Here is a 25,491-nt window from a genome sequence, read left to right on the forward strand (position 1 = left end):
CTAAACAGAAGGGGGGTTAACGTTCTGTACTTGAGGATGTCCCATGCCAGCCAATTTGGCTTCTAAGTAATCACTAGGAAACTCGCGACCATCGTGAGTTAATTCAAAAGTAGCTTGACGATAGAATTCTTGAGCTAACTGTTGACCAGCTAAAGTATTTTGAGTGTTTTGGTTGTAAACTACTGCGATGTTAGGATCTAGACCTTCCATTTTTTAATCCTTAAATAAAGTTTGCGCTTTAGCCCAAAGATCGAGTTTGTTCTTTATGGATGCTTGTACGATTTTTCTCCGAATCTTTATTACAGAATCAAAAATAGACTGTAGTTGCTCTATTGTTGTATCACCTTCTAACTGGGTTCTTAGAGACACAGTTAACTGTTTTAAATCACTAGAAGTAGCAAGAGAGGACTCATTATCTAGAGCTAAAAGTTCGGACAGAATCTGATCGCGCAGTGCATCTTTAGAATTACTCATGAAATTGGGCTTTTGAAAGCAAGTCTATCTTAGCACCATACATATCTGTGTGTACAATGATAAGTTATTCTTGTTTCGAGTAATACTCAATTGCTTTGCCGTCTCTAAAGACGACAGTATCAGGAATCTCTGGAAAATAAGGATCAAAAAGCACTGAGTCACTTTTTTCTTCCAGCTCACAATCTAGCAAAAAAGCATTAAGTTCAAACAACTTATCCTTGGCAATATCAAGCGTACAAACAATTAATCTTAAGGGGACAGATAGAAAAAGAATTAGTACCCCCAAAACCATCGTTAACGGAGTTAAACAAAGTCCAAAAAAAAATTTCATAAGATTACGGGTCTGTACTTCACGAAAGATAAAAACAACTCATCGGGAATTGTTCCTGGTAGAACCTTGTCTGATGACTCAACCTCAAATTCCCGAAAAGGAACTTTTAGACGCTTGTTGCCTTTGTAGGGCATTGAATTATTGCCTTCAATATAAGAAAGAATCTTACCAGCCGCAGCCTTTAATTGATTTATTTCAAATGTGTTTTGAGTGAAATCTAAGCCCGACGAATAGGTCAACTCACACTCACTGGTGTAATGTCGCCCGAAATGTCCTCTTGTCCCTAGAAAACCGTAACTGAACTGGCGATAAAAATTTTTATTAAAGTTTAATCGCCCGTCGATATCTAGGGTATAAGCGTCGTCCTCGACTGTGACCCAATCCCCAATCGATATGACATTCCTAGAAAAGTCCATGATATTACCCAGTCGGACTTTGATTACTGGAGTCGGTTCGGTAAGAACTGGAGTATGGCTAAAATAAACAGTTTGGGCTTTTATATTTACATCTTTTCTCTCTTGAAATTCCGTTACTTCAAGAGGTCGGTTAGCCCCTTTTCCCGACTCGATTATGGACTGGACAAAAAGCAAGGCACTATTAAGGGCATCCCCTGTTAACGTTACATCAGGGGCGTAGGTATTCGCGTCAGCAGGGGTTAGAATAGCCATTTATTATTTAAAGGAACAGGATTTGTCCCCCTCGGGGCAAAAAGGATTGCCATATAGATCGGTTCGGTGCTTAGATCCACACTTGGGGCAAAGAAGTGTGTTCTCGGGAAGTTTCATTTCTTTTGCGGCTCCAGCAACCACCCTTTGGTAGTAGTCTTCTTTAGGCTTTGGTGTAGTTTTAGAGGATGTCTTAGGCGTAATAGTTGTTTCTGTCATAATAATTAAGCTGCAAAATCTAATGTTCTAAGTTCAAGCACACGAAGTTGTTGGGGAACAGTGGACGTATCACTGTATCCACTGGGGTCAACGTCTAAAGCGGTAAAAGCTTCCGTGGAGAGCCAAATAACATCTGATTTACGTTGATAATTGGTTATTTCGTGCTGGCGTAGTTCCATCGGATCGCCGATACCGCGTCCAATGGTTTGATCACCAAAGGCGTAGGAAGTTCTGGTCAGGGTAGAACCAAGTCCAGAGCCAAGGGTAACATTTTGTACACCTTCTGTCCCGGCTGCCCCAATTGCAAAAGCGTTTTGAACAAATATATGAAATCCGTAATACTTTCCTTGATAACCTGACACTTTTCCTGTATCACCAGGGGGAATTACAGTAGGATTCAGAATATTGGTCAAGTCCATTAAGGAGTTATGGTTAGGAGCTTCCCACTGCCCGTCTAAACTTAGCTGGAATTGTGCCAAAGCGGTAGGATGTAAAACTAAACCGTAACAATTGTCTGGGTAAGGTTGGATTTGGAGTATATCCATGTATGCGCGAAGGCTGATCAAGAAGTTTCTTGTTATAGTCCCGTTGCTTCCCGTGTCAATATCGGTTGCAGTAGTAGTAACCACCCCGTTGTTATTATAAACCACCCGAGAAGTTGGGGCCCAAAGTGAGCGAATCTTTAGGTCTTCAAATTGACAATAATTAAATCGTACGTTCCTATTGATAATAGATATTAAATCTATTAACGAATAACTGGTGACAAAACTGGTCGTGCGGATAGGCTTAATATTCGTACCAACTTTACCCATACCCCTTTCTTTGAGTATGGACGATACTACTCCCGTTTGTACGGGATCATAGTCATCTTGGATGGCTACGAATGCCCCACCCCCACTTAAATCCCAGTCAGTGGGGTCTGTTGAAGATGCTTGATAAGCCGCTCTTGGGATCTGAATCGTATCCCCCTCGGATTTCGTGAAATTAATCTGAGTCGTTGGAAACTGCCAGAAAATATGTCCCGGTCGGTGAGTCTCCCTCATAAGGGGACTTAGCTTATCCAAGAACCCTCCAACCACATCACTGATTGTGGTTGCCGCTTTAACTATTCCTAAACCTCCAGATTTTTGACCACAAAGAAGCCCATTCTTCTTCATGCTTTTTTCAAGCTCTTCTAAGTAAACCACTCTATTTTTTGCGATAAAGGCATCAAGCTGAGTTGTGTCATGGGAATCGCTGATAGAACCCTTTAAATTGTTTTTACTAATCCGAGAAGAGGAAATCATATCCTCGACATCCCTTAAGATACCAGTAGCCTTCTCGGCATCATGAGCAATCTGTGTGTTGAAATTGATACCTTTTTCCACAGAGTTTGGATTACCAGTTAATTTAAACAAATCCTCTAGTCTGCTATTAGCTTCAGTAGTGGTCTCAAGCTCTTCTTTAAGCTTGGTGGTACGCTCTTCCCATGCTTGATTAGTTTTTTCTAAAGCATCTTTGTGCGCTTTTTCTAAACTTTCTAGTTTGGATTCATAGGACTTAATCTCTTGTTGGTGGTCACCTTTGAGCTTATCAATGGCACTGTCAACCATTGTTTTGACCAAACCCAAGATGTCACTTTGATTTAAAGACGGGGTGGGTGATTCCGATCTGGGTTCTGTTTGCTCTAATGACTTTTTTGACTCGTTCACCTTGAGTGCTTCTTCTTCTTCCGGGGAGTCAGGGGTAGGAGTTTGCTTTTTTTCTTTTGTGATAGTTAATTTCTTAACTTCTGCTATAACATTTTTAGCCATAAAAAATAACCATTTTGATCTCTCCCTACATAATACAACAGATTTATCTGTACAAATACAATTCTGTGTGTATAATATGAAAAAGCCCTGCACCATTTGCACTGGTCAGGGAATGGTAAACGACTAACACAGAGAGTCATCTACATGAATAATTCTATCTCAAGAGCAATAAGAGTTCAAATCAAGATAGGTGAGATAACCGTAAATGCCTATCGATTACCTGACGGTCGAGACGTACTGGCAGGTAGGAATGTAACCGATTGTGTAAGCATATCCAACCATAAAGACCTGGGGCGTAAGCTAGGGGTGAAATCCTTGAAAGCTTTACCTAATGCCGATTTGAGCCTGGGGCAAGTCAAGGCAGATTCAGGTGAGACATTTATCCCTGTTGCCTTGGAAGATGCGGTAACTTATTGGACTATTTTGTCTGGACAAGGCAACAAAAAGGCAGCAGCGTTACTAGGTGCGTTAGCAATAGAAGCTTTAAAAAGACGGGTTGACCACAGGCTTGGAACGATTAAGGAAGAGGAAGAGTACGAAGCTTATACGGATATGGTTTGTACTCGCTTAATGGCAAGAAAGGCATGGACTGATACACTTCGAGATCACCACATGAAACTTTATGGAACCAGTCCAACGCCAGAACAGTACAAAGATTGGACGGTAACAGTCAACCTTGCTTTGTTCAACCAGAAGCACTTTAATTGCGATCGCACAGAAAATATGACCCCCGATCAACAACGATTGATCATTGACTTTGAGCGAACCGCTACAAGGATGACCAGTAAATACCCCACAGCTACCCCTGGTAAGATCATCGAAAAAGCTTTACTAACTTTCTAAACACACACACATACCTGCAAGTATTATGACACTAACCCAAGAATACCAACGCAACTCTACATCCGTTTGTCCATTAGAAGAATTAAAAGAGGGAGACGCTTTCTATGTAGGCAAAGGAACCCCTGCCGTTAGGTGGACCGTTCTAAAGTCAATCAGCGAAACAGGAAATGTGGTAGCTATATCTTTGTCAGGAAACATTTGGAAATTCAACAAAAAGATTCTCAGAAATAAACCAGTTCACAAGGTGATTACCAATGACTGAATTAACACTAGCACAACAGTTTGAGATGCAACGGATACGTAACGCAACTAAGACAATGACTAAAAAACAAGCAGTAGATTTATTGGTACAGGCAACCCGTCTATTAACAATCAAAAATAATGTAATTAGGAGTTTAGGTAAATGATTTATTCTATTCAACTGAATTTATTTGAACAAAAAACAGATACAAAAGAAAAGCCTTGGATTGTATCCATAGGGACAAAACCTTGGGACGATTCCGCTAACCAACTAACATCATTTTCTTTGTTGGGGGACAAATTATTCTCAACACAACAGGAAATAGCATTACTTAATGGATAACAATGTGTTTTCGGACTTAGCTTATGGAATGTTGCTGTTTGTTATCTGTAGAACAAGACTTGAAGATGGCACTCATTTAAGTAATTATTTGGAGTCACTTAATAGACAAGGAGCAACTTTCATTGCTTCCAAGAAATCTTAGACATCACCTATGAGGACTAACATGAAAGAACAACTTTATCGGCACTACGAAAGCAATTATCTTTACAAAATTACCGATGAGTCTATTGATACAGACTCAGGTGAACCTCGCATCACCTATAAAAATGTAAATCACCAAAACGCAAGAAACTTAAACTGCACAAAATCATATTTTTTCGAGGTATTTGAAAATGGGGTTTCGAGATTTGCTCCGATTTTCCCAGAAAAAGAAATAGCGAATCAAAAGCTATTTAATTCTGTTCATGATGCGGTCGTTAAAGACATTGAGGATTTGATGGCAAAAGTTGATGTGTTAGCTGCACCACTTGAAGACGAAAGCCTTTACACAGAAGAAATGGCAACAGCTATTCACCTTAAAAGGCTTGTCGGAACTACCACGAGCATTAAAGAAGACTTGCTAGAAAGAAGAAAAAAAGGAATAGAAACCTATGGGAAACACCTAACGCCCTTCAATGATCGCAATGCCTTGCAGGATGCTTATGAAGAAAAGTTAGACGAATTGTGTTATCAGAAGCAGGATCTAATGGAAAAAGAACAACGCAGGAAGATTCAGGAATCGCTGTAAATACTTCACTGAATAAAGGACAAACAAATGCTACTAAAAAATGACAGATGGATTAGGCAAAACGCTTCAGAAGGCATGATCAAACCCTTTAAGGGTAAAATTATAGACCTAGAAAAATGGAGAAAAATTATTTCTTATGGAACAAGTAGTTATGGATATGATATTAGGCTATCCCCAAAAGAGTTCAGAGTATTCAGACATATTCCGGGAAAAGTTTTAGATCCAAAAAGCTTTGATACAAATCATCTAGAAAAAGTTGAATTAAACAAAGAAGAAGACGACAAGTATTTTATCCTCCCAGGCAACTCCTATGGCTTAGGCGTTTCCTTAGAACACATAAATATTCCTGACAATATTACTGTTATTTGTATTGGAAAAAGCACTTATGCGCGTTCAGGAATAATTGCCAATGTCACGCCTGGGGAGGCTGGCTGGTCAGGACATTTAACTTTAGAGTTTTCCAATAGTTCCCCGTCTGATTGTAGAATTTACGCCAACGAGGGTATTGTCCAGCTATTATTTTTCGAGGGTGAACCCTGCGAAACAACCTATGGTGATCGTAAGGGTAAGTATCAAGGGCAAACGGAAGAAGTTACCTTACCCAGGGTCTAACATAAGACCTCAACCATTTGCTGATTAATGACCCTCGCTTGTTTACAGTCACCAGCCGTTACCAGGGATAGCTCTACGGAGCTATCCCATCCGTGTTCTATAAAGTAGGGGGCAATCCGCCACTTTTCTTCTGGAGGTACATCATCAGCATACCAAGCTAAAAACATCTGTGTGGGCATATAGTGGGGGCATCTTTCGTCACGAAACTTAACCATTTCCGTTTTTGTGCTACATAACGGACAATAATAATCAAGATTGGCTTTACCACCTATACTTACGTCACTGTTTCGCTGATACCTTAGCTGTGAATGGATAGGATGGGAGTCTTCCACAGCAGCGTAAAGAGTAACTTGATAATATCCCTCGCGCATCAGTATTTTACGGTCGTACTCATTGTTTGATTTTTGTAAGAGATAGTCCATCATAGCATTGTCCACTGTGGGATAATGCCATAATTCAGCATCAAAAATCATGCCCATGCTATTGTGAGAGTTACCCCATGTGTGATCAAGTAGCAAATCCTGCCCACCTTGACCATAAGAGGCTGTAATAAGCTCTAGCGTCTCTAGAGACCATTTACCATTTGAGCCGTGAATTAGATTATTGGAAGCAGCAATAGGGACTACTATTAACTCTTCCAAGGCATAGTCAGGTTGATTGATGGGCTTTAATTTATTGATTTTTTCTAGTTGCTCTGACGATGGGTTGTACCGTTTTAGAGACTCAAGTAGATCCATGGGATTTTATTTTAATTATACAGTTCTGCCTGTTATGTTAGATGAATTTGCTGTACGTTCCTGTTCAAAAACTTCTATTTGAGCTTTAAGGATTTTATTCTCAAGTTTTAGCTCCTCAACTTTCTTTTCTAGTGACGCGACTTTATCCTTGTAGTAACTACCAGAGTTACGAGCAAACTTCTGATCAAATAAAATCTTTACGCCTTTTTCTATTTGTGCTGGACTCGGGGTTTCTGTTAAACAATAAGAAGTGATAGTTTCCCATTTTTCTCTAACTTTTTCAACTTGTTCTAAGTCGCAAGTAACCCCTTGTCTAATCTGTTCCGATAAATTATTATTAAGTTTGTTTATACGACGACGTGCGTTAGGAGTGGGACTGGCTATAACCTTCATCCTTAAACCTTTTAATTCATTGAAGGCGTAAGTTCCTGGCTCTATTCCTAGTAAAAGTTCGAGATTAACACAGTTAATCATTGCCTGGAAATAGGTTTGAGTATAAAACTTTTCTGACTTTAGATTTTCGTTAAAAAACTTATTAAAATGCTTGTAACCACATACTAAATGCCCACCACTTTCAATAAATTCTATTATTAAATTAGCTTTTTGTTTTCTACCTTTCCTATCAATAGTAGAAACTTTACTCAAAGTATTTAATTGTCGCTCGACTGCCTCTTGGTTGATTTTAATCTGGTTACGCATGATTATTTAGTTTTTAATCTTTGTTTTTTTAGCAATACCAAGTCCACCTACTCCAGAGAAGAAACATACAGACCACCAGTTGTTATTTCTTTCTCTATTCAGGGAAGCGGATGGGGTTTCCCCTATGTGACTTGAGGGAGGAAAATAGGTGGTAGTTACGAATCCAGCAATAGAAGCAATCACCAAAAAAGCCGAAATAAATAAGACGACATTGAATTTTACAGTTTCACATCTATCATCGATTCCGTTTTGATTTAAGTCGTGTTTTTCCATTAAGCAATCCACCCGAAACTATTTTGTAGCATATTAGTTACCGGCCTAGTAAGACTTTTTGAATACTCAAAAAAGCATTTATCGTTGGGCCCACATTGACATTGAGTGGTGATGGCTGGTAATGAACCAATGGACTGCCAACTCAAAGCAGCATAACGGGGACAGTCGGGGCAGTGTTCTGCAATAGCTAGTACCCTTCTTTCCCATAAATAGCCATTGGACTTGTGCGCTTCTCGCTTCCCTTCCTCAAAATAAAAGCGCGACGCTGAAATATACATATCCATTCTGGCGTTTATCTGTGCCTGGCTTTGGGTTTCATCGGCTATGTCGCGAGAGAAACCCCTGAGATAACCGTACTGTGTTCTGAGGCGGTTTCCTATCATTCCATAATAACGATTATCTAGGAAATGATCACCAAGCTCTGGGTGTCCAATTTTGAATAGTTGTACTGCTAAATTCTTGAGGAACTTAGCCTGGCTTTCTTCCCATTGAGCTAAGGTGATTTTGTCCTCAAATAATCGTTGGTTGGTTTTTCTTGCGATTGCCTTTTGTGACTCTAGGTAGTCCCCGACTATCTCTTTAATCTTGTTTTTCGACAAGAATCTACCGGTCGATTGACGATGATATCTTTGGGTCGAAGGGTTAAAGTAGAAGTCAACCATAAAGCATATACAAAAGCACGAGATAAGGGATACAGCAAACCAGAAAACCGATTGATTTGAGGTACAAACCCTTGTGATAACTTTCAAGAAAAAAGTGGACTAGGAAGACAAGAGTAGACCAAAGGGCGATAAAATAAATAAATCCATAACTTTGATCTATTCCTATGGGTTAGTTTTGAATTACTAAGGTAGTGGTTTCAGGTAATCTCATCTTGGGGTAAGCTAACCGCCATGCGTCGTGTAAGTACAAATTTTTGGTGACAAAGCGAGGGCATGGCACTTTCTTCACTTCTAACCCCAACTGTTTTGATGCTGCTTTTAAAGCGCGCCAGTTAAAGTTAGTCTCGCAAACTTTGTTGTATTTAGCCACCCTAATAATTGACGAGTAATCAAACAACTCATCGACCGTTTCAGAAAGTTGTTCGTTTTCTTCTTCGAGAAGTTCGTTTTGGACTTCCAAGAGTTGCTTTTCTTTTTCTAGCCTCTCCATCTCTTCCAGAAGTTTAACCTGTTCCTTGGCTAACTCAAGGGCGGTTTTAGGTTGGACGGAATATTGTCCTGTTTTTCGGATTGATGGAAGGACATTCTCAAACACCCATTGCTGAAATTCCTGCGCTGTCTCTAATTTACTAGAAAAGATCAGTTGGTATATACCAGCCTCCTCTAACACAGTCACAGACTGCATTCCACCAGGGGTTTCCATTTTGGTAAGACCTTTATTTTTACTAGAAACCTTAGTCGAAACTGTTTTTGCTGGATGTGCGTAGCCCAATACCTTGGCTACGTCATTGGCAATTGGTTTTCCATCGATAAAGCGAATCTCATTGTTATTGAATCGAAAAACTGTCAAACTATTACTAAGCATAGTACCTCGTAGTTATTGTGTTTTTAGCAGTGGGTTCAGTCCACTGCTTTGTTTTTATTATACAGACATATCTGTATGTTCACGAGATTCTCGCTGCTTTTTCCTGAAGCCCTCCAAATGTTCTTTTTGTCTTTGTTCTAGTGCCTCCATCTGTTCTTGAGACCGTCTTCTTTGCTCTCTAAAAGCCTTGAGGTCATTGATGCGTACCTGACGAGCAGCCTCCTGTTGTCGTAGGTTGTGAGCGTCTTTAAACTTACTTGGAATATGAATACCTTGGCTTTTCATGATCGACTCCATTGGTTTTACTGAAGATCATACAGACAGTTATGCGTGTTCACAAGGTCTTTGCTTTAATCCCGGTGTGGATATGGGTGTCATGCCCACGAACAAACTGGCATAGCCCTAGTTTAATACATTCTGGATCATTAAAATAAACTTGGTTAACCATGGGGTGAGCATTAATGGCTTTTAATTGAGCAATGCAGGTCGCTCGATCATAAGCAGAACTACGCCAAGTCCCTACAATAGTTCTACCTCCACCCGACTTGGAAGGTAATCTTAAGTCGGCATTCAAACCGGTTTCGTGAGTAGCATGATCGGGTGTGTCTCCCCCGTGAGTAACAGAAACGTCATTAACCTGGATTAAGCTAATGTTGTCCAATCCCTTACGATAATTATCTTCGTAGTTAGAGGCAATCTGTGTTAAGGCTTCGTCTAACCAATCGGTTCCAAAGTCGTGGTTGTCCCATTGCTCTAACGCCTCGACATTAATAAACCCCTTGCCTTTTTGGGACATGGTAATCCAACGAGGCGCGTCAGGAGAGTTTAGCCAACGATGAGTGAAGCCATTAACATCTATCCTAGCGTCTCCTCTGATCTGAGTGTGTCCAGCGATAATGGACTGGAATAACCGAATAGCGTTTATTAATTTTTGATCGACGGTGGATATGTTCTTGTCAACGTTATACCCCAGATCACCGAAAACCTGTCTAACCTGAACCACATCAAATATATTGTTTTTACCCCCAACGCCAACGCTGCTAGCAAGGCTTAAATGAGAGTTATATTCCTTGAAAGAAGGGGTAGGAGGCAGCGCACTTGTCCTGGGAATAGATTTTATAACTTCAGAAACAATATTGAACCACTTAATTCTATCAGCTAAGCCATTAATTCCCCCGTTTACCCGTCTGGTGACCCTTTCAACAGTAGGGTTGCGATCGCACAAGAAATTCATATTATTTTCTTCCCACCAAACACCAGCACTGGTAAAGGGATATTTTTCGGCAACATAATCAACCCCTTCCATTACCCGCGAATCACCAGTGTGTGCCTCTAGTAAACTGTAGTTATAACGCCCCGTTAGTTGAATTACACCTGCACCCTTGAACCTACGTCCGTCTCCTGGTTCGGTGTTTCCTAAGTCTTTGCGCCCCTCGTAAGCACTACCAGAGGCTAGTTCTTTAAGCCATTTAAGTCCACCTGATTCGTGTGCGCATTGACTTAAAAAGTGCCTAATCCTAGAAACGGTATTGATTTGAAAATCATTCAGGCATCTATTTAAGTCAATATGAATTTCGCTTGTGTAGCGTTCATAGCCAAAAATAACTATCCCTTCTTGCAACGAAACAAGTTCTCTGTCAATTGATTCCCCATATATTTTCCAGTGAAGTTCAAACAAATACCACTTACCCTGACCATAAGCCAAATCGACGTAAAGATGTCCCCCAACATTCTCTATAATTCTCTCGACCTTTATAATCGCCTTTGGAGGATAATATTTCTTTTGGTTTTCAGGCAACTCAGAAGATTGCTTTATACCCTTCTTGATATAAGTTTCAGTCTTAGCTACAAATTCAATCATTGCACTTACACGCATATCTGTTTGTAATATTGTAGTCCTTAAAGGTTAAAGTAAAGATAACTGATTGTGCAATAATCAGACGGAATACACCTTTGTAATTGATTTTCCAAAAAATTTTATGTCACTTGAGGGGTCACGCCCTCTTTTTTGTTGGAATGATGAGTTTGTACAAAAAATGATGATCCCACCTTTCTCAGTGCATAGTTGGCTCTAGGTAAGGGTTTACGGAGTTTTGCACCAACTTAAATAAATCTACCCCTTAATACCTCTCTAGACACCCAGTTATAAATAAACGTAGGTAACATAAAAGTAACTTATATACTACAAAAAGCGCGAGTAAGTAAGTATTTATATTTATTTTCCTTTCTTTTGGCGTTTTTAACTCATAATCGTTATGACTTTATGCAAAGGGTTATTCTTATATATAGGTAAATGGGTAGTAGATTTTTTATTTTTGTACAAAAGTTTGTGCAGTATTGATTGTGACTGCGTTTCAAGCTGAGAAAGGGGTGATCATCTTTTTATCAAAAACATCTTTCTAGAAAATCTTGACATACGTTTATGTGTGTGAGATATTGAGAGTAAGAAGGTTCGCTTGGGTTTTCAATCCGCTTTCTCTTCTTCTATCCTCATAAATAAGATTATAAATACAAAATTTAGTTTACTTTTTAATGGGGGTTCCGGTTGACCCCCATTATTTATGATTAATTTTAATCCATTGAATAGTATTATTGACGACGGTTTTGCTATCTTGGTTGATGAGTTTAGCCAGCAACAGCAAGAAGAAATCAAATCCGAGAAATGGGATTGGCCTCGCGTCACTCATCGTATCCAAGGTGTTGGTAGAACTGGTCAAGTTGCTAGTTCCCCTCGGGACATAGTGGATACTGGTGAGTTATTGGACTCACTGGAAATAAACTTTATTAACCCTCATCACGCGATTTATTACTGGCAGTCCCAACACGCCATATTTGTTCTGATGGGGCAACGCTACAGCAACGGGACGGAGACCCCGGGGCGCAATTGGATAGAAAGCGCAATGGAAGAATACAGCCTACTAGAAAATTTTGCAGACATACTAAGGAGTTCGCTATGAGTTACAGACCATACCCCACTAGAAGACAAAAGTTTACACCTAAGCCGTCCAATCTTAAGCCACCTGAGATGACGAGCCAGGAATCTGAGGAATGCGCTCGACAAGTAATTAACTATTACGCTTCTACCAGTGAAGATGAGGTTACTCAACCTATTATTGTTGATTATGCTGCCCAATCAAAAGCTGATAGGAAGGCTGTAGAGGATTGGTGGAATACCTACGCGCCTGATGAAGAGAGATAACACACAGATATGTCTGTTGCGATCATGAATTGTGGGAGGCTAGGGTCTAAAGGTTTACTACCTTAGCCTCATTAAGCGCAACTGGATAACTGCTAAGCTGCCAGATTCGCACATCAACGCTACTTTGAGCCGAACCAAAATCATTTACTTGTTGCGCTTCTGTGTAGGTGTAGGCCTCACTGTCGGTGACGGTGACTGTCCTAACCGTGTTAAGCCCATTCAGTATTTCAAGCTGATATTGCCTTAATTCACCACCGGCGAAACCAATTTCGGCATAGTCAACTAAACCCCCGGAAACCCTTGTGCGTCTATACCAAGTGATAATCAGGTCATTGCCACTGCGATCCCCAACAACGGGAAACGGTGGGTAAGGTTTAATGGAATTTCCTTGAACCATAATTGAACTAGAATTAGTCACATTGGGTTCTACCTGTCCACTACCAACGGCTTTAAAGTTGAGAGTCCTATTGACTAGGTTTTGAGAACTGGCCACTCTAGCTGTGAACTCAGAAAGAATTATCAAGGTTTCGTTGGTGGTGTGCTGATCAGTGTAGTATTCAGTCCCTCTATGTCCCCGTTTTAGGTAAGAAATATCATAGGTCAGGGGATCGCTAGATACCACTTCCACATCTCGGAAAGCTATTATCTCTGACCCCAATATTAGATATGATTGCCCTTTCAAAAATTGCTCATTAGTGGCCGTCGGGATAGTTGAGGTATTATCGGTCATGGCCACTCGAATAGTATTTGTCCGGTCAAAAACTGCTGTGGCATGGTCAGGTAATGCGATCGCAACAGTCCCCACTAATGATCTAAAGAATAAATTTCTGGCAAAGTCGTATGTGGATTCGTTATCATCTGACGAGTATAGAATTCCCGTATTCCAGTTTTCAATGGATTGCACAGCCACGTATAACAAAGGGGCTACGTCGCTATCATTGATTAAGGGAATATCCAAAGGGATTGTAAGCGCACTGCCATAATTACTGGTTTCTTCTGGGGGGGTGGTAGGCTGGATAGTTTCACTAGGTTCAAATGCTGCCACGTCGGGAACCTTGATCGAAGTGTAGGTCGCGACCGGGATAGGAGGACTACTTGATGGTAACGGGTTGTTATCAAAAGGAATATCATTAATCTGTTCAACAACGATGGCTCCTTTATACCTAACCGCTTGAATATTTACTAAAAAATTAACACCCCTTGTTCTTTGAGTGATCTGATAAATTTGGCTAATAGTGTCTTCGTTTTCTTTAACCAAAACAAATAAGTCACCCACGTTTAAAGTTGACCAGGTTGGCAATAAGGTGATGTTCTCTAAAACTATGTTTTGGGTTTCGCTTTCGGATAAAATCCTGTCTGCAACATCACTAGCTTGTCCAGAAGTTAGACTTGCTGGCGTTTGTAGATCAAGAGAATTGTTGTGTGTGTAACTGGGGTTATAAAAAGTAACAGAATTTTCACGAAAAGCCCGTCCAACGTCCAAAAAATCAATATTGGCAGAAGAGTACACACTTTCTGGGTTTAACATTTTTTGAATATACCCTACCCGATTATCTTCTACACCGCCCCCTAAAAACCTTTCTAAAATAATATTATCTTCTTGTAAAACCATCTCCCTTTGATGGTAGAAGCGTACTTTATCCTCTGATTCAATAACAATTAAAAAGAATAACTGTTGTAGTTCCTCTAATACACTTCTCCATGTTTTGCCTGATGATAGAATATAGCCGGGCAAATTGAGATTAACATTTTCTATTCCTAACAAAGATGTGTCAATTCTTGATTCAGGTAAGCCTGCTTTTGACAACAGATCAGGTAAAACATCGTATATATAACACCATTGTTGATCGCCTTGGGGGTTGTTAGCCTCTTCTCCTATTAACTCAATATCTACCAATGGGAACCCATTACCGTCAAACTCGGACAAGGGATAGTCATCAAAAACAATATAAGACTTCCCTCTTAGTGCTGGTACTTCTCCCTCAAAAGATTGAATAGTTGAATCTACACCTTGAGTCATGGTTCCAGTATAAATCGCGATCTTATCTAAAAAAGTTTGACTCGTATCCGTTGCTTCTGAGTTAAACGAATAAACTAAAATCCCGTTCAACCAAACCCGGCGTATTTCCTGTATTTCTCCACCTATCAAAAACGCAGCCGTGAGGTAATAATTAAAAGTAACCTCTGTGGTAATAGTGGTAGTTTTTTGGCTACCTTGTCCTTTTCCTGCACTAGCAGAAGACGAGGTTTCAACCCTTTCTGTTTCAATTTTTTCCTGTCTCAACGGTTGCGCCCACATTGTTGGACAAGCATTCTTCTTCACTGTGCCGTAAAAAATATCAACACTACTGCCAAATTCAGCCGTAGGGGTCGCTGTGTCTATTTTGGAACCCTCCACAGTATTCCTAACAGTATTAGACCTACCTTTAGAGGTAATTAATGAATTCAAGCCAACAAAAGCTAGTCCTATCGCAACAGGGGCAATTTGTCCCATAGTTCAAATACCTTTTTAATTTTACGTTTTAAAGCTTGGTCAACATTAACCTTAACCACTCCCATCTTTCTGTGAGAGTGAATTATTAGATTTTCGGAATAAATTATCCCTACATGAGTTAGTTGGTTTCCATACTCAATGACAACAATATCCCCAACAATAAAGCTATCTTTGGTGCGATCTGTTAACTTTAAATGCTTTTCTAAAATTTTTACCAAACTATCTCCTCTCGCGGTTTGATAGTAGTTTGGTTCCTTGTAATCTCCTGGTAAATATCCGATTTCTTTTGCTACTCCTATTAGTAGCCCAACGCAATCACACCCAACTTGTTTTTTACATTGACCGTCCATCCTTGGTGTTCCCACCCATTCATCCGCTTCTTTTAGAAACTTGTTTACTAACATTTCTTTTCCTCAAAATCTTTGATATTCTTCAGTCTTTCGTGTTGTCGCTGCCCTATCTCCTGTTTCCGCATCAAGTCTCTTACCCCCTCCTTGTTATCTTCCACTACTTTCTTGAGATATTCATAAGCTTCTGCTGATGCCCGATTTTTTAATGCTAACTGTTCAGATACTTTTTCTATGGTTTTTATTTTAACAGTTAGCTCATCTTCTAGTTTTTGGAGTTTAAAATCAAGCTCCTTTCTATTTTTTTCTAATTCTTTGAAAAAGGTATATATGGCTGCCCCAAGTGCTGCTACTAAGGCTACTACAACGCCTACAAACGCTATAACAAGGGAGAGTGTGTCTATCGAGTTTTTACCAGGACTCGCTATTGCTATAGCTGGAACACTAAGGCTATACAGAACTATCAAAAAAACTATTATATTTAGGGGTTTTTTCATTTCTCTATAAAACTATCTCTAATAATATAACCTAAACACACAGGTCTGTCTAAACCTGTCTTGGAGCATTGATTAAAACATTGTCCCCTGGCATCCAGCCCCCGTCGGTAGGTATACCACCAAAATTAATAAAGTTGTTGTACGCTTTGCACGCCTGAACAGTCTTTAGGCAACCCGGTTCAATCTTGACTGTATCGCCTACAGCCGGCGACTTTAACACGAAATTGTTTAAAACAAATTTGTCACTTTCCTCTATCTTGTTTATAGCGAAAGAAGTTCCCTTAAGCTCTCCAGAAGTAAAAGTAATTCGACCATTACGCAGTTGACCGGCATTGTATCCCCCTGATATACGTATCCAGTTGGCTGATACAGTATCCTCAACCGTCCCCGTCCATTCCGTGGCAGGGTAGCCACACTCTTCACTCATGAACCGATAAGGACAGTTTGATTGAGTCTTCCTGACAAAGGTTTGATTTAGCTTAGAAGCCGCAAACGAGAGGAATTCTATTGAGTAGTATTCCCCACTGTGAGAGGTAATTTCTCCCACTATTCCTTTCTGGTAATCGACAATCTTGGGATCGCTTCCATTGAGGTTATCCGGTGGATCTATCCAATCAACCACAGCTATCTCTAGGGTTGCGTTTTTTAATACTCCTGAAAAAATCAAAGTTTCCTCAAAGTCAACAAAAAGACATTCATTTCTAACCGAATCAAAAGCCAAACTAGATTTGGCTGAGTAAGCAGTGGGGGATAAAGCCCCAGAAGCCTTATAGGTTACTCCGTTAATTACTATATTTTTGTCATGAGAAGTGTAGGCATAAACGTCGTTTAGTTGGGTGGTTATTTTCAACACATAGCATAAATATAATTCAGGGCTACAAGTCTTGTCATTGCCCTTTCTGTTCCTTTCTCCTATTAACCTACTCCTGATCTTAGAAAGAAGTAAAGCTTCTACATCTGCCTGTGCTGTTGGACTGGTAAAATCAATAATTGATATATCCATTCCAAGCCCACTTAAAGGAGTATTGTAACCATTCCCTCCATTAACCGCGTCTGTAATATGATCTAAATAACCGTAAGGATTCGCTGCATCTGCTAAAAATGTACAGTTAAAAATTGCGTAATCGTTATTGTATTTTGTTTCAAAGCTAGATAAATCGGTGTTGTAGATTTCTTCGGGTTCCTCCCCAGGGTTTCTAGGTCTACTGTGATATCCAAACTCAGATTCATTTAAGTAATACAAGTATAGATACTTTTCGGGAACATTAGTGTTAGGTCTTCTATCCGCTTGCATAATATCTAAATACCGAATTGAAGCGTTTGTCCCTATAAGCCTTAAAAAATAATCGTCAGCCAAAGCCTGATCGTTGTTGTATATCTCTGAAAGCATAATATTTTTGACATTTTCTGAAGCGTTCCAGATAATATTGAATATCTCACTACTCCTACTATTATCAACTATTACAACAATGATTGTTTTATCAAATTCGAGGTGAAACCGATCAACTATTTGTCCATTGTTAAATAACTTTATAGTAGTTTGTTGTAATTCCCATATATAGTTAGCTGATTGATTTGTAAAAGATAAACTACCTGTATCAAAACGCGCATCAAAAAGTGTATCGGACACCGCATCTCTATATTTAAAAGCTCTTCCATTCCCCTTTATATTTAGCCATAAATACAACAAATACTGTGCTTGTTGTTGTGATAATATTTGTTTAGACTGTAAATCTAAAAATAGTTCGGCGTTTACCTGCTTTTGTGTTCGGTTTTCAATGTTAGAAATACTGGTTTTTATATTTGTTTTGCGCTGTGTTTGGAATGTTTGTCCCCATCTTAAGTTTACAGCTATTTCATTACTTAAAGTAGAAAAAGAAGACTCTGGATAGATATCAAATTCTTGTTTGACTTCGACTATCTCTAGGTTATTGAGTCCATAAATTTTATTATCATTATCAGTTCTAGTAACTATCTTATCCTCTAGAACATCTGTCTTGAAACGGCAAGGGTAATAGAAATCAAAACTAGCTGTTATTGATAAAATATCAAAGGGATTACCGGGAATAAAAGCGATTGGAGGTGTATCAAAAACAATCTTTCCTTTGTCTTGTGTAAACCCTGAAAAAATTTCTGTTCCGTCTTGATAAAGCCTTAAGTTATAGGGGTAATAAATAGGTTGCCGATAAACACTGGATTCCATCCGGTATTCCTTAATGACTTGAAACTCAGTCCTAACACCGTCTGGATCTGGATATAACCGCCCTTGTTCAGAGCAATCTGAATTTAGAATATTTACAATGTTTTCCGTTACGGAATTATCAAGAGGATCTTTGAACAAAAAACCCTTGAAACTTCCTTTTGTTGTTTCAAAAAAAGTTCTTAATAAAGTTAAGTCTTGTGGGGTTACAATGTTTTTGAATAACGAATACTCCCTAGTGGGATACTCATTTTGAATGATGCGCTGTTCAGATAGATTATTATTTTTGGTAATTATATTATCGAAAGTAATATTGACTCCAATCCTAACATTGTATTCAATGGGAAAAGTTTGATCTAAAATCATAATTCTAAAGACTACTTAGATTAATTCCGTCGTTATTATTCCAAATTACTGCCATATCGGCTGGAGTTTTTCTCTCCTTGAAAATGATTAATTGATCAACTACTTCGGTATTAAAATCAGTTAAATGCAGAGTCGGGTTGGTGGGATTAGAGGGAACCGAAAGAACAGAAGAAGTCGTGTAACTTGTTCCAGCGTCATCGTTTGTTCCAAAAATAAGATTATAGGGTGGATCACCTAGTGGACTGTCTAATGAACTATCATGAATTACCCAAATAAAATCAGGTGAGCTTGAAATAGTGTGATCAATACTCGCATTCCCTATATAGAATCTTATTTTTGTTTTGTTAAGAGTCCGCCAAAATCCCCAGAGTCTATTACTTTCGTTGTTTTCGTTGCAATTAAGACGAAGTTGAGCCGAACTACCAGCAAGCGTCCAGCAACAGATAGCCCAATCTTCTTCCCAATTTAGAAAAAGATTATTTACAACAAAAGAACTTTGAATTTTTAACCCTGGATTTTGAACTGCATTTCCTATTTTTCCAAAAGAATTGATATTCCCTGAACCCGAAAAATTAGCTCCTGAAGTTGAGTTATACTCCTCCCAGTTAGTATCTTCAAATTCCCAGGCGTAAAAATCGCTATTGGAAGAGGGAGGGGGGTTTTGAGCTATTTTTCTATTTCCCGTAGAAAAAGGTTTCCTAAAAGACTGAGGGTTGTTAGTTTTATAAAACACTACTCTGGTACAGTTGGGGGCTGAAAGGTTCTAGCAAAAATACCTAATCCTCTTATGTTTTGTATGTCTTCTACTAAGGAGGAAAGGTCTGCTGCTTCAATTAAGGGAATAAAATTGTTGACATTAAAATCAGCTATGGAAATTGTTTTTACCTCTTTATTCTGATTAACGAGACAGATAAATTCTTGATCTAAGCTATCAGATAAAATGGAGATAATATAAACTAATTGGTTATTGTACTGATAAACATATCGATTATATTCTTCCCTATTTACTGGAAAAGGTATCATTAAGTTGTCTCCGTTTCTAAGCCATAAACAAGATAATCACAATCCGTAACACTGGTAGTATTTCCTTCTAATTTGTCACCAGGGGAAAGCATTAAATCAAAAATGTCCTCATAACTGTTAGCACTAATAGGAAAAGAAGATAATAGATTATGTCCGGTTGTTCCGTCATGATGTTTTAATGTAACCGTCGCTGCTGTTGTGGCCGTAATTCTTAAATGAGTCACTCGAACCGTAGTGGGATTTGTGGACGGAACAACGTACAGGTCACTGAGTGTAGTGGTCAATGTTCCAGCCGCCAGTCTTTTGGCTGTTGTGGTTTCAGGCATAAAAATACAGTTCCTTCCATTGTTCTTTGATATTTAGCCCACTGGTGTTATCGTTCCATCCGTAATCACTATCGGTATCGGAGTTCTTGCTTAAAATTTGTCCAGTAGTACCTCCCACCGGAACACCGCCAAGGGTTTGGGCTGCCCAGTTAGTCCCGTTGTAGGTATAAGGGATACCTTCGTCTGCAACCCTAAGGGTTAAATCTGTAAACGGGTCAAAGTATTCCCAGGAGTCCGTAACCACTGAATTATTGCCATCCAAGGTGGGATAAACAATCTTATTGTCTTGTCCTGACCACGCGCCAGTAGCAGAAGGGGCCACAATATAAAAGTCATCTGGGTTAGGAGAGGTAGGTGGAACAGTTAAGTCTTTATCCAGAATCGGTTTTGTTAGCAACAGGAGAACCCTAATACTTTGATTGATGAGTTGCTCCTTAAACGCTTGGCTCGACTCTAGAAGGGTAATAGAATCGTTTAATAGAGTAGTCATGTCACTATAATACCAGACAAACAGATATGTATAAGAAAACCCTGGTAAAACTTGTTAAAACACCAAGGAAAGCTTGCTAAGCATACACTGTCTAGCTTTATTGTAAAGACTTTTTGACAATTTTACACACAGACCTGTATAGTATAAGTAAGTTATTAAGTGTTTGTTGATACGGAGGTATTAACAAAACAAAAAACGACCACCATGTTCCGTGGTCGTTTTTTGCATGAGTGTAGAAGTGATGGATACTCTTCTAATTGAATTATACACACATTTATGTGTTAGAATTCGTCTGCATAAAACAGGTCTAACTGCATGGGGTCAACCGCAGGTCGTCCTTTTATCTTGATAACTCTGTTTGTGTCATATTTGAACCCAAATTCAATCTTAAACCACCTTTGACACCAATCATCATCAAACTTAGTTTTGCGCTTAGGAGGGGAGTTCTCCTGTCTTTCAGCTAACTTGTCTTTAAGTTTTTGTAAATGGTTCCAGTATTGCGTCTGCAAAAAATTGTCTGTCTTCTCAGAAAAAATAGCACCGCGTCCCCAAATTTTTCTAGGAAATTTACCGTCAAACTTTTTAGCACACTGCATTTGGGCCCAACTAGGATTATATTCAAGTTGATAAGCTCGTTTCAGCAGATGACGATATTGGTCATAAATGGGTTTTTCGTTTTCCTTAAGGATGATAACTAGATCACCAACTGGTATCCGTTTTTCTCCCTCTACCCGTTCATCAGGAAAATGATACCCACAGGTACAATTTACCTCAAAAGATGATGCGACGCGACCACACTCGGGACAGACTTTAGTGGGTGTTTCGTCAAGGATAAAAGTGTTGTCGTTAATATCTTTAGGGTAGGTTAGATTCTCTAGAAAACCAAACTTCTCAAGGTTCCCTGATTGATCAATATAAACACAATCTTCTTTACCCTCGGACAGCCTGATCCCTCGCGACACTTGCTGGATATGTAGTGACAATGATTTTGTTGGCCTACAGCCTATAATACAGGAAACCTCGGGGACATTGAATCCTACGGATAAACATCCTACCGAGACTAACCCCTGTAAAGGATCGGATAGGTCACCCAATCTATCAAACAAAGGTTTTCGATCCCTGTAAGGCATATTCCCTTGGATTAACTCTGCATTCACCCCTTGTTCGGTAAACTCTTCTGTTAATAGTTTTGCATGATTGATATCAACAGCAAAGCAAATAAATTTTCGAGTAGGGCAAAGACTTTTGTACTTACTAACTATATCAGTAATAGCTTTTGGGTCACTGACTTTCACAGATAGTTGTTTTTGATTATAGTCTCCTGTACTTGTAAGCCTTACTCCTTCTATCTTTGGTTTTTTAATTTGATAGTAATTAATCGGAGTTGTCCACCCCTTATCAAGTAAATCACCAGGAGTTTCACAGTTAATTAAATGGGAGAAAAAGTCCCCCATAAACTCAGTCTTTTTCAGTCGCCAAGGTGAACCAGTTAGTCCTATTAAAGAGACAGTGTTAGGGGTAAGAAGTTTTAAATTGCTATCAAGACACAGAGGTTGTCTTTCAATAACACTACTGTATTTCTTTAGATAAGCCCAAGCGGTTTTTTTCTCAGGCGTGTTATAGCCTTCCGAGTTTTTAACCTCTTTCCACCAAGCTTTTAAACCTTTCCAGGAAGAATTTATCGAAGCCCCTAATACTTCGTAAAGAAAGAGTAAATCATCTTTTCTGGTTACTTCGTGTCCCTCTAACAACACAGGGAACTTGCTTTTAACCCAACTAGAAAACGCGGTCTCGTGTGCTTCATCTAACACAACAATGTCTGGTTTAAACCAGTCTAGCTTACCATTTTTGTTTCTTCTTGTTAACGCTTGGATACTGGCTACTTGTGTTTTCCAGTTACTGTGTTTAAACCCACCTGCAATAATTCCTACACCTAATCCTGCCCCGTCTCTTAATTCGATTTTAGCTTGTTGAACTAGGGTTTGATAAGGAACTACGAACAAGACCTTTTTCTTTTCAACCTGTGTCCAATAGTGACACAAATCGGCTACCAACTTGGTTTTTCCCCAACTACAAGGGGCGTTGACCAAGATTCTTTTTTCTTGGTTTTCTAAAGCTTCAAGTATCCTGTTTTTCGCCTCCAATTGATGGAGACGTAACTCGATCTTATTTTGTCTTAACATTTGCTTGGATTTTGATTAATTAACAGTTATCGTTTAACATAAATGTCTTTATGGTTATAGACACTTATGTATGTTTAGTGAATAAAGTTACTCCGGCGGTTTGTAACAGTAATGTTCACGATTTGAAGGTTGATGCCAAGTCCCCCCTTGTGGTGGAAACTCAAAAACTTTCTCCGTTCTATTTATCGGAATAGCAAATACCTTCGTCACTCTTCTTGCGATTTCGTCAAAAATCACCCCAATAGCTTCTGACTCACTTAGTATTTTAGTGATAACAAAGATGTCACGATCTGCTTCTAGCCTTATCTTTTCTCCTGTCCTAACTTCCTCAACTACCGTGGCTGTGTTCACCTGGTAGATAGAACCTATTAACTCTTCTTGTTGTGATACAGATATGTCTGTTTCCAATCTAGATCCAACAGAGATAGTCTCTTCTTCTATCTCTTTAACCTGGGATTGCAAAGTATCCCCTGATAGTTCTTTTTTGGGTGGTTCTTTCCAGTGAAGTGTTTTCCTCTCGATGGTTCCATAGCCACGTTCTGCTAAGTATTCCAGAATTTCCATCGCAAACTTAGCATTCATCTTGCGTCCATCAATTTTGCGGCGGTAAGAGGTGTAAATTTCACGAGTGGTAATTTTACCATTCTGTTTGAGAACCTTATAAACCTCATGGTAGATACCATCCAAGGTATTGTGGCGTAGGGCTTCTGTTGTCTCCTGAATACCCATAAATTGGCCTAAGTAGAATTGAAGTACCTTAAAAGCTTTTTGGGCTGTGTCCTTATCAACCGTAAACTCATCCAGGCAGTTCTCTGGTTCATAAACCCATTTAGAATAGTGGAGCAATAAGCAGAAAACTAAATAATAAGAGCGCAATTTACCACAGTAGGCAGATAAACCAGGGTTTAGATAAGCGTAGCGATTCATAAGCTTAGTTAAATATTTCCACACCCCAATCCACTCAATGTATCCGTGGGTATCAAACTCAAAGCCTTTAGGAATGATAAAGCCGTTTTCATCTTTATTACAGGTGACTGCATCCGCTTGTTCAAATACCTTGGTGAACAAATCAATATCTTGGGCCCGATCAGTAAATTTAATTTCAGTGTCAGGTTCCGATTGGCAGAAGAGGAAGCGAGAGGCCATCCCGTCCGGGTCATTTTTGATGTCAAGATGATTCTTGAGAATATGAGGTTGAATACCACCAACAAGGTTAAATGTTTGACCGGTGAGCATAATATGTTCTTTTGTGGCGTAAAGAACGTTCCACTCATTTCGTCCGTTCCACATCTGTAGATAGTATTGCCGATCAGCACCCTTGCCAGACTTATATTGATTCTGAGAGTTGAAATAAGAGGATAATTCGTCTTTTACTAAGCAAAACCCTTTATCCTCTGGGTGCTTGCCCATTTCTGTCAAGGTCGCTTCGATTGTCCCGTTGTGAAAAACGTGGGATCTTAGGTAACAATTTTTCTCCTTATATATAGAGGGGTTGTCTTCCGAGTGACGGCGTTCTACTTGCTCATCCTCGTCTAACTCATCCCATAGCTTTTCGACTAACTTCAAATCCTCTTGGGCGCGTTTGTACCTAGCATTCTCTTTTTTCTGCTTGTCGTTCAGGTATTTCAGGCAAGCATTTATCACCTGAGATTTGGCGTTAGACGGTGGCGCAACATCACAATAATAAATCCTAGGGAACTCCTCCCACTTATCGTTGCGCTTGCCGTTTATAAAAATTTTCGATCCGAGAGTGGCCGATAATCCGGCAAAGTAATAGCCCAAAAATCTTTCTGGTCTAGCTCTTAAATTGTCCGCTTTCTTCTCGATCTCCTCAGCCACACTCCGTGGTAAAACTTCCTTAAGGTCTAGTTTGCTGTTGGATAGCTCTACTAACTCGTTCAGCCTTACGAAGGCTTCCTCCTCATTAACCTTTTTGTCAATATCTTCCGAAAGTGCCTTGTAGAGTTGTTGTAATTCTCGAGAGTCGTAAACTGGTGTCCGCGCTTGCAGTTTCTTCAGTTCCGTTAATGTTTCGGCTGAATCAAGTTGTTTCTCGTGAAGTTTTATTAATTCCTCTAGAGTGGTGTCATGGTTAAGCTGTCTAGTATCACACGTACCGATTCTCTCATCGTAAACGCAATCAAAGATGTTTTTCTTGGTGTGTCCATCTGCTATGTAGTCACCCAGATCCACCCCGTTCTTATCTGGCACATCATTCCATAAACCCAGAGTAAAGGGATAGCACCATTGGATATTTTCCCCTTCCATCTGAGAGGCGATCGCGTCCATGTGCTTGAGTCCGGGCTTATCCCTATCTGGACACAGAATAATTTTAACCGCCCCTTCCAAGTCTTTGGTGTCTGACTCCCTCCATTTTCCAGACCCACCAAGGTTAGTGGTAGCCGCTAAGCCTAATTCCCAAAGTGCATCTGCTGTGGTTTCCCCTTCTACCACCCAGATAGTCTCACCTTTTGCGATCGCCTCTTGAATTTCCTTGTATCGATAAATGGGAATATCTTCCCGTTGAATTGGCTTGACCCCGTTCACCCAGGCGATCTGACTCCACCTTTCCTGAAAAATGTCTTTAGTCTTAGGTTTACCCGTTTTGGGATCAACAGTTCCCTCTGGGTAGTCAATCCGCTTAACCCTTATTAATCGGTTCCCATCGCGCCCTGGATAGTTGAAGTACCTTGTTTGCGCTATGCGTTGGGCTTTCTTGGGTTCCACTATTTTATTGTCCTTATTGTTGATTTTTAGATAGTAGGGTTTTCCGTTAGCATCGTGAGTTTTCCCATTTCTTACGGGAACCCACCCAGGAGCCGGTGGAGCATCCCTGTTGCAAACGGACAAAATATTCCCATCAGGTAAAACTTCCTGGTAACA

General features: G+C 39.7%; 30 protein-coding genes. 8 read left to right on the plus strand and 22 right to left on the minus strand.

The features are described 5' to 3' along the window. From QNJ66_RS03585 to QNJ66_RS03605, 5 genes are all read right to left on the minus strand, one after another. Nucleotides 1–210, minus strand: a complete 210-nt coding sequence (locus tag QNJ66_RS03585) for a hypothetical protein (RefSeq protein ID WP_300503114.1) — start codon at nucleotides 208–210, stop codon at nucleotides 1–3. A 3-nt stretch (nucleotides 211–213) separates the two neighbouring features. Beyond that, nucleotides 214–474, minus strand: a complete 261-nt coding sequence (locus QNJ66_RS03590; RefSeq protein WP_300503116.1) for a hypothetical protein — start codon at nucleotides 472–474, stop codon at nucleotides 214–216. Nucleotides 475–538: 64 nt separating this feature from the next. Continuing rightward, nucleotides 539–805 carry a hypothetical protein gene (locus tag QNJ66_RS03595; protein WP_300503118.1) on the minus strand — a complete coding sequence of 89 codons (267 nt, stop codon included), beginning with the start codon at nucleotides 803–805 and terminating at the stop codon, nucleotides 539–541. After that, nucleotides 802–1,473 carry a hypothetical protein gene (locus QNJ66_RS03600; RefSeq protein ID WP_300503120.1) on the minus strand — a complete coding sequence of 224 codons (672 nt, stop codon included), beginning with the start codon at nucleotides 1,471–1,473 and terminating at the stop codon, nucleotides 802–804. Before QNJ66_RS03600 ends, QNJ66_RS03595 begins: the two co-directional genes overlap by 4 nt. 221 nt (nucleotides 1,474–1,694) lie before the next feature. Beyond that, nucleotides 1,695–3,482: a hypothetical protein gene (locus QNJ66_RS03605; protein WP_300503122.1), complete on the minus strand. Its 1,788-nt coding sequence runs from the start codon at nucleotides 3,480–3,482 to the stop codon at nucleotides 1,695–1,697. A gap of 306 nt (nucleotides 3,483–3,788) precedes the next feature. On the opposite strand from QNJ66_RS03605, the gene QNJ66_RS03610 reads away from it, so the two are divergent. The 6 genes from QNJ66_RS03610 (at nucleotide 3,789) to dcd (ending at nucleotide 6,247) form a co-directional block, all read left to right on the plus strand. Continuing rightward, the gene (locus QNJ66_RS03610; RefSeq protein WP_300503124.1) at nucleotides 3,789–4,325 is read left to right on the plus strand and encodes a hypothetical protein; all 537 of its coding nucleotides are present in this window, start codon (nucleotides 3,789–3,791) and stop codon (nucleotides 4,323–4,325) included. A 25-nt stretch (nucleotides 4,326–4,350) separates the two neighbouring features. Beyond that, nucleotides 4,351–4,587, plus strand: a complete 237-nt coding sequence (locus QNJ66_RS03615; RefSeq protein ID WP_300503125.1) for a hypothetical protein — start codon at nucleotides 4,351–4,353, stop codon at nucleotides 4,585–4,587. After that, nucleotides 4,580–4,732, plus strand: coding sequence for a photosystem I reaction center subunit XII (locus QNJ66_RS03620; RefSeq protein WP_300503127.1), 153 nt, complete (start codon nucleotides 4,580–4,582; stop codon nucleotides 4,730–4,732). Before QNJ66_RS03615 ends, QNJ66_RS03620 begins: the two co-directional genes overlap by 8 nt. Continuing rightward, complete coding sequence (locus QNJ66_RS03625) at nucleotides 4,729–4,908, plus strand: hypothetical protein (RefSeq protein ID WP_300503129.1); 180 nt, start codon at nucleotides 4,729–4,731, stop codon at nucleotides 4,906–4,908. Before QNJ66_RS03620 ends, QNJ66_RS03625 begins: the two co-directional genes overlap by 4 nt. Nucleotides 4,909–5,071: 163 nt before the next feature. Next, complete coding sequence (locus tag QNJ66_RS03630) at nucleotides 5,072–5,635, plus strand: hypothetical protein (protein WP_300503131.1); 564 nt, start codon at nucleotides 5,072–5,074, stop codon at nucleotides 5,633–5,635. 27 nt (nucleotides 5,636–5,662) lie between these two features. Further along, nucleotides 5,663–6,247: a dCTP deaminase gene (dcd, locus tag QNJ66_RS03635; protein WP_300503133.1), complete on the plus strand. Its 585-nt coding sequence runs from the start codon at nucleotides 5,663–5,665 to the stop codon at nucleotides 6,245–6,247. Here dcd and QNJ66_RS03640 read toward each other — a convergent pair. The 7 genes from QNJ66_RS03640 to QNJ66_RS03670 all read right to left on the minus strand — a co-directional run bounded on the left by QNJ66_RS03640 (nucleotide 6,244) and on the right by QNJ66_RS03670 (nucleotide 11,344). Beyond that, a complete protein-coding gene (locus QNJ66_RS03640; RefSeq protein ID WP_300503135.1) occupies nucleotides 6,244–6,984 on the minus strand; it encodes a hypothetical protein in 741 nt (246 codons plus the stop codon). The two genes, dcd and QNJ66_RS03640, sit on opposite strands and share 4 nt — an antisense overlap. 15 nt (nucleotides 6,985–6,999) lie before the next feature. Further along, nucleotides 7,000–7,683, minus strand: a complete 684-nt coding sequence (locus tag QNJ66_RS03645) for a hypothetical protein (protein ID WP_300503137.1) — start codon at nucleotides 7,681–7,683, stop codon at nucleotides 7,000–7,002. Between the two features lie 6 nt (nucleotides 7,684–7,689). Beyond that, nucleotides 7,690–7,956: a hypothetical protein gene (locus QNJ66_RS03650; protein WP_300503138.1), complete on the minus strand. Its 267-nt coding sequence runs from the start codon at nucleotides 7,954–7,956 to the stop codon at nucleotides 7,690–7,692. Continuing rightward, nucleotides 7,956–8,618, minus strand: coding sequence for a hypothetical protein (locus tag QNJ66_RS03655; RefSeq protein ID WP_300503140.1), 663 nt, complete (start codon nucleotides 8,616–8,618; stop codon nucleotides 7,956–7,958). Before QNJ66_RS03655 ends, QNJ66_RS03650 begins: the two co-directional genes overlap by 1 nt. Nucleotides 8,619–8,787: 169 nt before the next feature. Next, nucleotides 8,788–9,483: a BRO family protein gene (locus QNJ66_RS03660; RefSeq protein WP_300503142.1), complete on the minus strand. Its 696-nt coding sequence runs from the start codon at nucleotides 9,481–9,483 to the stop codon at nucleotides 8,788–8,790. A gap of 57 nt (nucleotides 9,484–9,540) precedes the next feature. Next, nucleotides 9,541–9,780, minus strand: a complete 240-nt coding sequence (locus QNJ66_RS03665; RefSeq protein WP_300503144.1) for a hypothetical protein — start codon at nucleotides 9,778–9,780, stop codon at nucleotides 9,541–9,543. A 37-nt stretch (nucleotides 9,781–9,817) separates the two neighbouring features. Further along, complete coding sequence (locus QNJ66_RS03670) at nucleotides 9,818–11,344, minus strand: hypothetical protein (protein WP_300503145.1); 1,527 nt, start codon at nucleotides 11,342–11,344, stop codon at nucleotides 9,818–9,820. 700 nt (nucleotides 11,345–12,044) lie between these two features. On the opposite strand from QNJ66_RS03670, the gene QNJ66_RS03675 reads away from it, so the two are divergent. Together QNJ66_RS03675 and QNJ66_RS03680 are read left to right on the plus strand one after the other, a co-directional pair. Beyond that, complete coding sequence (locus QNJ66_RS03675) at nucleotides 12,045–12,440, plus strand: hypothetical protein (protein ID WP_300503147.1); 396 nt, start codon at nucleotides 12,045–12,047, stop codon at nucleotides 12,438–12,440. Continuing rightward, a complete protein-coding gene (locus tag QNJ66_RS03680; protein ID WP_300503149.1) occupies nucleotides 12,437–12,682 on the plus strand; it encodes a hypothetical protein in 246 nt (81 codons plus the stop codon). The genes QNJ66_RS03675 and QNJ66_RS03680 overlap by 4 nt, the downstream gene beginning before the upstream one ends. Nucleotides 12,683–12,728: 46 nt before the next feature. Here the strand turns inward: QNJ66_RS03680 and QNJ66_RS03685 are convergent, their stop codons facing one another. The 10 genes from QNJ66_RS03685 to QNJ66_RS03730 form a co-directional block, all read right to left on the minus strand. Continuing rightward, a complete protein-coding gene (locus QNJ66_RS03685; RefSeq protein ID WP_300503150.1) occupies nucleotides 12,729–15,176 on the minus strand; it encodes a phage tail protein in 2,448 nt (815 codons plus the stop codon). Further along, on the minus strand, nucleotides 15,149–15,580 hold the full coding sequence (locus tag QNJ66_RS03690) for an NlpC/P60 family protein (RefSeq protein ID WP_300503152.1): 432 nt from the start codon (nucleotides 15,578–15,580) through the stop codon (nucleotides 15,149–15,151). Before QNJ66_RS03690 ends, QNJ66_RS03685 begins: the two co-directional genes overlap by 28 nt. Then, on the minus strand, nucleotides 15,574–16,020 hold the full coding sequence (locus QNJ66_RS03695) for a hypothetical protein (protein WP_300503153.1): 447 nt from the start codon (nucleotides 16,018–16,020) through the stop codon (nucleotides 15,574–15,576). The genes QNJ66_RS03690 and QNJ66_RS03695 overlap by 7 nt, the downstream gene beginning before the upstream one ends. Before the next feature lie 49 nt (nucleotides 16,021–16,069). Beyond that, complete coding sequence (locus tag QNJ66_RS03700) at nucleotides 16,070–18,586, minus strand: DUF2460 domain-containing protein (protein ID WP_300503155.1); 2,517 nt, start codon at nucleotides 18,584–18,586, stop codon at nucleotides 16,070–16,072. A 4-nt stretch (nucleotides 18,587–18,590) separates the two neighbouring features. Next, the gene (locus QNJ66_RS03705; protein WP_300503157.1) at nucleotides 18,591–19,319 is read right to left on the minus strand and encodes a hypothetical protein; all 729 of its coding nucleotides are present in this window, start codon (nucleotides 19,317–19,319) and stop codon (nucleotides 18,591–18,593) included. Continuing rightward, entirely contained in the window at nucleotides 19,319–19,609 is a 291-nt protein-coding gene (locus QNJ66_RS03710; RefSeq protein ID WP_300503158.1) for a hypothetical protein, read from the minus strand. Before QNJ66_RS03710 ends, QNJ66_RS03705 begins: the two co-directional genes overlap by 1 nt. Then, nucleotides 19,609–19,935 (minus strand): hypothetical protein, encoded by a 327-nt coding sequence (locus QNJ66_RS03715; RefSeq protein ID WP_300503159.1) that lies wholly within the window; start codon nucleotides 19,933–19,935, stop codon nucleotides 19,609–19,611. The genes QNJ66_RS03710 and QNJ66_RS03715 overlap by 1 nt, the downstream gene beginning before the upstream one ends. Further along, nucleotides 19,928–20,425 (minus strand): DUF2793 domain-containing protein, encoded by a 498-nt coding sequence (locus QNJ66_RS03720; protein WP_300503160.1) that lies wholly within the window; start codon nucleotides 20,423–20,425, stop codon nucleotides 19,928–19,930. Before QNJ66_RS03720 ends, QNJ66_RS03715 begins: the two co-directional genes overlap by 8 nt. A gap of 281 nt (nucleotides 20,426–20,706) precedes the next feature. Continuing rightward, nucleotides 20,707–22,608, minus strand: coding sequence for a DEAD/DEAH box helicase family protein (locus QNJ66_RS03725; protein ID WP_300503161.1), 1,902 nt, complete (start codon nucleotides 22,606–22,608; stop codon nucleotides 20,707–20,709). Between the two features lie 87 nt (nucleotides 22,609–22,695). Next, nucleotides 22,696–25,458: a DUF3987 domain-containing protein gene (locus QNJ66_RS03730; protein ID WP_300503162.1), complete on the minus strand. Its 2,763-nt coding sequence runs from the start codon at nucleotides 25,456–25,458 to the stop codon at nucleotides 22,696–22,698. Nucleotides 25,459–25,491 lie beyond the last annotated feature (33 nt).

The sequence above is a fragment of the Crocosphaera sp. genome, from assembly GCF_030064895.1.
Lineage (GTDB): Bacteria > Cyanobacteriota > Cyanobacteriia > Cyanobacteriales > Microcystaceae > Crocosphaera.

Coding starts and splice junctions, on each gene's coding strand:
- QNJ66_RS03585 (WP_300503114.1), bottom strand. CDS start 210: ATGGAAGGTCTAGATCCTAACATCGCAGTAGTTTACAACCAAAACACT.
- QNJ66_RS03590 (WP_300503116.1), bottom strand. CDS start 474: ATGAGTAATTCTAAAGATGCACTGCGCGATCAGATTCTGTCCGAACTT.
- QNJ66_RS03595 (WP_300503118.1), bottom strand. CDS start 805: ATGAAATTTTTTTTTGGACTTTGTTTAACTCCGTTAACGATGGTTTTG.
- QNJ66_RS03600 (WP_300503120.1), bottom strand. CDS start 1,473: ATGGCTATTCTAACCCCTGCTGACGCGAATACCTACGCCCCTGATGTA.
- QNJ66_RS03605 (WP_300503122.1), bottom strand. CDS start 3,482: ATGGCTAAAAATGTTATAGCAGAAGTTAAGAAATTAACTATCACAAAA.
- QNJ66_RS03615 (WP_300503125.1), top strand. CDS start 4,351: ATGACACTAACCCAAGAATACCAACGCAACTCTACATCCGTTTGTCCA.
- QNJ66_RS03620 (WP_300503127.1), top strand. CDS start 4,580: ATGACTGAATTAACACTAGCACAACAGTTTGAGATGCAACGGATACGT.
- QNJ66_RS03625 (WP_300503129.1), top strand. CDS start 4,729: ATGATTTATTCTATTCAACTGAATTTATTTGAACAAAAAACAGATACA.
- QNJ66_RS03630 (WP_300503131.1), top strand. CDS start 5,072: ATGAAAGAACAACTTTATCGGCACTACGAAAGCAATTATCTTTACAAA.
- dcd (WP_300503133.1), top strand. CDS start 5,663: ATGCTACTAAAAAATGACAGATGGATTAGGCAAAACGCTTCAGAAGGC.
- QNJ66_RS03640 (WP_300503135.1), bottom strand. CDS start 6,984: ATGGATCTACTTGAGTCTCTAAAACGGTACAACCCATCGTCAGAGCAA.
- QNJ66_RS03645 (WP_300503137.1), bottom strand. CDS start 7,683: ATGCGTAACCAGATTAAAATCAACCAAGAGGCAGTCGAGCGACAATTA.
- QNJ66_RS03650 (WP_300503138.1), bottom strand. CDS start 7,956: ATGGAAAAACACGACTTAAATCAAAACGGAATCGATGATAGATGTGAA.
- QNJ66_RS03655 (WP_300503140.1), bottom strand. CDS start 8,618: ATGGTTGACTTCTACTTTAACCCTTCGACCCAAAGATATCATCGTCAA.
- QNJ66_RS03660 (WP_300503142.1), bottom strand. CDS start 9,483: ATGCTTAGTAATAGTTTGACAGTTTTTCGATTCAATAACAATGAGATT.
- QNJ66_RS03665 (WP_300503144.1), bottom strand. CDS start 9,780: ATGGAGTCGATCATGAAAAGCCAAGGTATTCATATTCCAAGTAAGTTT.
- QNJ66_RS03670 (WP_300503145.1), bottom strand. CDS start 11,344: ATGATTGAATTTGTAGCTAAGACTGAAACTTATATCAAGAAGGGTATA.
- QNJ66_RS03675 (WP_300503147.1), top strand. CDS start 12,045: ATGATTAATTTTAATCCATTGAATAGTATTATTGACGACGGTTTTGCT.
- QNJ66_RS03680 (WP_300503149.1), top strand. CDS start 12,437: ATGAGTTACAGACCATACCCCACTAGAAGACAAAAGTTTACACCTAAG.
- QNJ66_RS03685 (WP_300503150.1), bottom strand. CDS start 15,176: ATGGGACAAATTGCCCCTGTTGCGATAGGACTAGCTTTTGTTGGCTTG.
- QNJ66_RS03690 (WP_300503152.1), bottom strand. CDS start 15,580: ATGTTAGTAAACAAGTTTCTAAAAGAAGCGGATGAATGGGTGGGAACA.
- QNJ66_RS03695 (WP_300503153.1), bottom strand. CDS start 16,020: ATGAAAAAACCCCTAAATATAATAGTTTTTTTGATAGTTCTGTATAGC.
- QNJ66_RS03700 (WP_300503155.1), bottom strand. CDS start 18,586: ATGATTTTAGATCAAACTTTTCCCATTGAATACAATGTTAGGATTGGA.
- QNJ66_RS03710 (WP_300503158.1), bottom strand. CDS start 19,609: ATGATACCTTTTCCAGTAAATAGGGAAGAATATAATCGATATGTTTAT.
- QNJ66_RS03715 (WP_300503159.1), bottom strand. CDS start 19,935: ATGCCTGAAACCACAACAGCCAAAAGACTGGCGGCTGGAACATTGACC.
- QNJ66_RS03720 (WP_300503160.1), bottom strand. CDS start 20,425: ATGACTACTCTATTAAACGATTCTATTACCCTTCTAGAGTCGAGCCAA.
- QNJ66_RS03725 (WP_300503161.1), bottom strand. CDS start 22,608: ATGTTAAGACAAAATAAGATCGAGTTACGTCTCCATCAATTGGAGGCG.